Below are 5,459 nucleotides of genomic sequence, written 5' to 3'. Positions count from 1 at the left end.
TCCCGCGGCGGCGATGGTGACGAGCGGGCCCGCGCCCGCGGTGGCACCGGCGGCCAGGGCGGCGACGGCGACCCCGATGGCCCCCCGCCTGCGGGCACGGCTGATTCTGTTGACGCGCATGAAGAAGTGACTCCCTTACAGGAGAAGCAAGTTGGGACAGTGAAGGAAGGAGGGCGTGATCCGCGCGGACGTCGCGATCGGCTCAGCCGGTGAGCTTGCCGACCTTGCGGGCGCTCAGGTCGATGACGAAGTCACGGGCGTCGATCCACGGCCCGTTCTTGACCTTGGGGAACAGCCGCACGCAGCGGTGCTCGCCGCACTGGTCGAGGACGCCGGACTGCCGTCCCGGAGTGGCCTTGTAGACCATGGCGGTCAGCAACAGCTGGTCCGGTGAGGTGAGTTCGTTGCCGGTGGCGTCCTTGTAGTCCGCCTTCAGGCCCGCCCCCAGCGGGTCCGCGAGCAGCAGTTCGGCCGCCTCGACGTTCTCGGCGTGGCTCGCCGGCGGCTGCACTCCGTGCTGGGTGCCGGTCTGCTCGACCTTGCCGGTGTCCAGGTTGACGGTCTTGGTGACGACCGTGTCGTCCTTGTAGTCGTAGAACGTCACGTCCGCGCGGCGGGGCGCGTTCGGGTTGTCCAGCTCACTGGCCTCCGGGTCGGCGAGCTCCACGTCGAGGCGCTGCGGTCCGCGCTTCCCGTCCACGTTCTCACTGGAGTTGAGGAACTGCTGGTTCACCGCGATCTGCTCGACGCGCTTGGTCTCGTCGTCGGTGAGCGGGTCGCGGCCCTTGCCCTTCTCGCCCTCGGCCGGGGCCTGTTGCACCACTCCGGGTGCCGCGCCCTGTCCGTCCGCCGCCTGTTGGGCGGAGCCAGCGGCCTTGCCGGTGCCCCCCGACTCGTCGGCCCCCGCCGTGCCCGGCAGGGTGACGGCGACCATCACGGCGGTCCCGGCCACCGCTATGGCCGTACCCGCCACCACTTTGCCCAGGTGGCGGTGCACTGTCCTTCGCACATTTCCCCCTACTCCCCCTGGGCCCATCCCCGGACCTTTGGGAGCGGTGTCTGTCCCACTTGGTTCGGCATACGGCATACGCCGTACGCACTGGTCGTTTGGTAAGAGGGATGTAAGTCATAGGTGGTTCCCTCACTTTCGGGGAGACTCAGGGGCAAGGCGCCCCGGTGGCGGGGCCCGGCTGAAAGAGTCGTGACCATGCAGGTCTGGCCTGGAGAGGCGTATCCACTCGGTGCCACGTACGACGGCGCCGGCACCAACTTCGCGGTCTTCACCGAGGCCGCGGACCGAGTAGAGCTGTGTCTGCTGCACGACGACGGCTCGGAGACGGCGGTGGAACTGCGCGAGAGCGACGCGTTCGTGCGGCACGCGTACGTGCCGGGCGTCATGCCCGGACAGCGCTACGGCTTCCGCGCGCACGGCCCGTACGCCCCCGAGCGCGGCCTGCGGTGCAACTCCGCGAAGCTGCTGCTCGACCCCTACGCGAAGGCGGTCAGCGGATCGATCGCCTGGGGCGAGGAGGTGTACGGCTACCACTTCGACGCCCCCGACAAGCGCAACGACCTCGACTCGGCCCCGCACACGATGTCGTCGGTCGTGGTCAACCCGTACTTCGACTGGGGCGACGACCGGCTGCCCCGGCACGGATACCACGAGACGGTGCTCTACGAGGCCCACGTCAAGGGCCTGACCATGCTCCACCCGGGGCTGCCGGACGAGCTGCGCGGCACCTACGCGGCGCTCGCGCATCCGGCGGTGATCGAGCACCTGGTGGAGCTCGGGGTGACCGCCCTGGAGCTGATGCCGGTGCACCAGTTCGTCAACGACCACCGGCTGGTCGACATGGGGCTGAACAACTACTGGGGCTACAACACGATCGGTTTCTTCGCCCCGCACAACGCGTACGCCTCCTGGGGCGACCGCGGCCAGCAGGTCCTGGAGTTCAAGTCGGCGGTGCGGGCGCTGCACGAGGCCGGTATCGAGGTCATCCTGGACGTCGTCTACAACCACACGGCCGAGGGCAACCACCTGGGCCCGACGCTGTCCTTCAGGGGCCTCGACAACCCCTCGTACTACCGGCTGGCGGAGGACCCCCGCTACTACATGGACACCACGGGGACGGGCAATTCACTGCTCATGCGGTCCCCGCACGTGCTCCAGCTGATCATGGACTCACTGCGCTACTGGGTCACCGAGATGCACGTCGACGGCTTCCGCTTCGACCTGGCGGCCACCCTGGCGCGGCAGTTCCACGAGGTGGACCGGCTGTCGTCGTTCTTCGACCTCGTGCAGCAGGACCCGGTGGTGTCCCAGGTGAAGCTGATCGCGGAGCCCTGGGACGTCGGCGAGGGCGGCTACCAGGTGGGCAACTTCCCGCCGCTGTGGACCGAGTGGAACGGCAAGTACCGCGACACCGTGCGCGACATGTGGCGGGGCGAGGGGCGCGCGCTCGCGGAGTTCGCGTCCCGGCTGACCGGCTCGTCCGACCTCTACCAGGACGACGGCCGTCGCCCCCTGGCCTCCATCAACTTCGTGACCTGCCACGACGGGTTCACCCTGAACGACCTGGTGTCGTACAACGACAAGTACAACCAGGCCAACGGCGAGGACAACAGGGACGGTGAGAGCCACAACCGGTCCTGGAACTGCGGTGCCGAGGGCGACACCGACGACCCGGCCGTCCTGGAGCTGCGCGCACGCCAGAAGCGCAACTTCGTGGCCACGCTGATGCTGTCCCAAGGCGTGCCGATGGTCAGCCACGGGGATGAGTTCGCGCGCACCCAGCACGGCAACAACAACGCGTACTGCCAGGACAGCGAGCTGGCCTGGGTGAACTGGCCCGGGGAGGACGCCGAGCCGTCGGAGTTGCTGGCCTTCACGCGCGCGTTGGTGTGGCTGCGCAAGGAGCATCCCGTGTTCCGGCGCCGGCGTTTCTTCCACGGGCGGCCCGTGGAGGGCACCCACGACGAGCTTTCGGACATCGCCTGGTTCACTCCGGAGGGCAAGGAGATGGCCCAGCGGGACTGGGACTCGGCGCAGGCGTCCGCGCTGTCGGTGTTCCTGAACGGCAACGCCATCTCGGAGCCCGGCCCGCGCGGGGAGCGCATCGCCGACGACTCCTTCCTGCTGATGTTCAACGCCTCTCCCAAGACGCTGGACTTCGTGGTGCCGGTCAACCACGGCCGCCAGTGGGAGGTGATCGTGGACACGGGCCGCGCGGAGGGGGTGCCGGCGGGCACGGGCGCGAAGGTGAAGGCCGGGGACCGGCTGACCCTGGTGGACCGCAGCATGACGGTGCTGCAACGGCCCACCTAGGACCTGTCCGGGTCGGCCGGTCGGCGGACCGGATGCGGCGGTCGATGACACGAAGGGCGGCCGGGCGGGTACGTAGGTCTGCATGACACCTGAACGACCCGACCCGGCAGTGCCCACGGCCACCTACCGGCTGCAGCTGCAGCCCGAGTTCCCGTTCGCGGCGGCCGCGGCGGCCGTGCCGTACCTGGCGTCGCTCGGCGCCTCGCACCTGCACCTGTCGCCCGTCCTGGAGTCGGTGCCGGGTTCGACGCACGGCTACGACGTCGTGGACCACGCGCGCGTGCGGGACGAACTCGGCGGCGAGGACGGTCTGCGGGACCTCGCGCGCACCGCGCGGGAGCACGGTCTCGGTCTGCTGATGGACATCGTGCCGAACCACATGGCCATGGCCCCGCGCCACAACCACGCCCTGTGGGAGGTGCTCAGGGAGGGCCCCAAGTCGCCGTACGCGCGCTGGTTCGACATCGACTGGGAGGCCCAGGGCGGGCGGTTGCTGCTGCCGGTGCTGGGCGGCCCGGTCGGCTCGGAGATCGATCACCTGGAGGTCGACGGTGACGTCCTGCGCTACTACGACCATGTGTTCCCGCTGCGTGCGGGCACCGGGGAGCTGCCGTTGCCGCGGCTCCTGGACGCGCAGTGGTACCGCCTCGCGTGGTGGCGGCTGGCCCGCACCGAGCTGAACTACCGGCGCTTCTTCAGCATCTCGGAGCTGATCGGGGTGCGCGTGGAGGACCCGGAGGTGTTCGACGCCACGCACGGCAAGATCCTGCAGCTGCTGCGCGAGGGCGTCGTGGACGGGCTGCGCGTCGACCACCCCGACGGCCTCGCCGACCCCGACGACTACCTCCGGCGGCTGCACGAGGCGACCGAGGGCCGCTGGACGGTCGTGGAGAAGATCCTCGCGGACGGGGAGCGGCTGCCGGCGTCCTGGCCCGTCGCGGGCACCACCGGCTACGACGCCCTCAGGCACGTCGACGGGCTGTTCACGGACCCGGCGGGGGCGGGGGAACTCCTGGGCCAGTACCGGAGGTTCGCGGCCCCGCAGCCGGACCGTGGCGGGCACTGGGAGGCGACGGTTCGGCGGGCGGCGTACAAGGTGCTCACGCACGAGCTGGACGCCGAGATGGACCGGCTGATCCGGGTCGCGAGCCGGCTGTGCGCCGCGTCACCGGAGCCCGCGCTGCGCGACCGGGCCCCCTGGGCGCTGCGGACCGCGCTGGTGGAGTTCCTGGTGCGCATGGAGGTCTATCGGCCGTACACCTCGGGCGACACCGCGGCCGTCGTCACCGAGGAGGCGGCGGCGGAGGCCCGGCAGGCGTTCGTCGTCGCGGAGGAGGCGGGCGCCGTCGACGTCGTACGGGATCTGCTGCTGGGGCGGTACGGGGACGGACCCGAGCAGGTCGAGTTCCGGGTCCGGTTCGCGCAGACGGCGTCCGCGCTGCGGGCCAAGTCCGTGGAGGACACGGCCTTCTACCGCTATGTGCCGCTGCTGTCGGCGACCGAGGTGGGCGGCAACCCGGGCAGTCCTGCCGTGTCCCCGGAGGACTTCCACGCGTACTGCGCGCGCGTGCAGCGCGACTGGCCCGTGGCGGGCACCGTGCTGTCGACCCACGACACCAAGCGCAGTGCCGACGTCCGGGCCGCGCTGGCCGTGCTCACCGAGGTGCCGGAGCGCTGGGCGGACGTGCTGACCGAGGTGACCCGTACCGGTGCGGGTGTACCGGACGCGCAGTTGGCGTGGGCGGCCTGGCAGACGGTGTTCGGTCTTGGCCCGGCGGACCCGGGGCGCGTCCAGGGGGCCCTGTTGAAGCATGTGCGGGAGGCGGGGCTGCACACGAGCTGGACGGAGCAGGAGCCGTCGTACGAGGAGGCGGTGGCGGCGTTCGTCGCGGCGGGCCCGTGCGGGCCGCCCGGTGAGCGCGTGGCCGCCTTCCGCGAGGTTCTGGAGCCGCACATCCGGGCCAACGTGCTGGGCGCCGCCCTGCTCCAGCTGACGATGCCGGGCGTGCCGGACCTCTATCAGGGCACCGAGGCCGAGTACCTGGCCCTGGTCGACCCCGACAACCGCCGCCCCGTGCCGTTCCCGCCCCCGGAGCCGGGCGCCAAGGGCGCGGTGACGGCCGCCGCGCTGCGG

At 70.9% G+C, this 5,459-nt stretch carries 3 protein-coding genes; 2 read left to right on the top strand and 1 reads right to left on the bottom strand.

Annotated features, from left to right (window positions below):
- Nucleotides 1–202 precede the first annotated feature (202 nt).
- Nucleotides 203–1,009, bottom strand: a complete 807-nt coding sequence (locus R6V09_RS44745; RefSeq protein WP_317887225.1) for a Tat pathway signal sequence domain protein — start codon at nt 1,007–1,009, stop codon at nt 203–205.
- 198 nt (nt 1,010–1,207) lie between these two features.
- Between R6V09_RS44745 and glgX the strand changes: the two genes are divergently transcribed.
- Both glgX and treY read left to right on the top strand, forming a co-directional pair.
- Nucleotides 1,208–3,325: a glycogen debranching protein GlgX gene (glgX, locus tag R6V09_RS44740; protein WP_317887224.1), complete on the top strand. Its 2,118-nt coding sequence runs from the start codon at nt 1,208–1,210 to the stop codon at nt 3,323–3,325.
- 82 nt (nt 3,326–3,407) lie between these two features.
- Nucleotides 3,408–5,459 (top strand): malto-oligosyltrehalose synthase (gene treY, locus R6V09_RS44735; RefSeq protein WP_317887223.1); only part of this gene is annotated, 2,052 nt, incomplete at its 3' end.

Origin of the sequence: Streptomyces sp. W16, assembly GCF_033194735.1 — a bacterium.
Lineage (GTDB): Bacteria > Actinomycetota > Actinomycetes > Streptomycetales > Streptomycetaceae > Streptomyces.
Note: the sequence above shows the minus strand (reverse complement) of the source record. Positions and strands in the feature narration are given on the sequence as shown.

Coding starts and splice junctions, on each gene's coding strand:
- glgX (WP_317887224.1), top strand. CDS start 1,208: ATGCAGGTCTGGCCTGGAGAGGCGTATCCACTCGGTGCCACGTACGAC.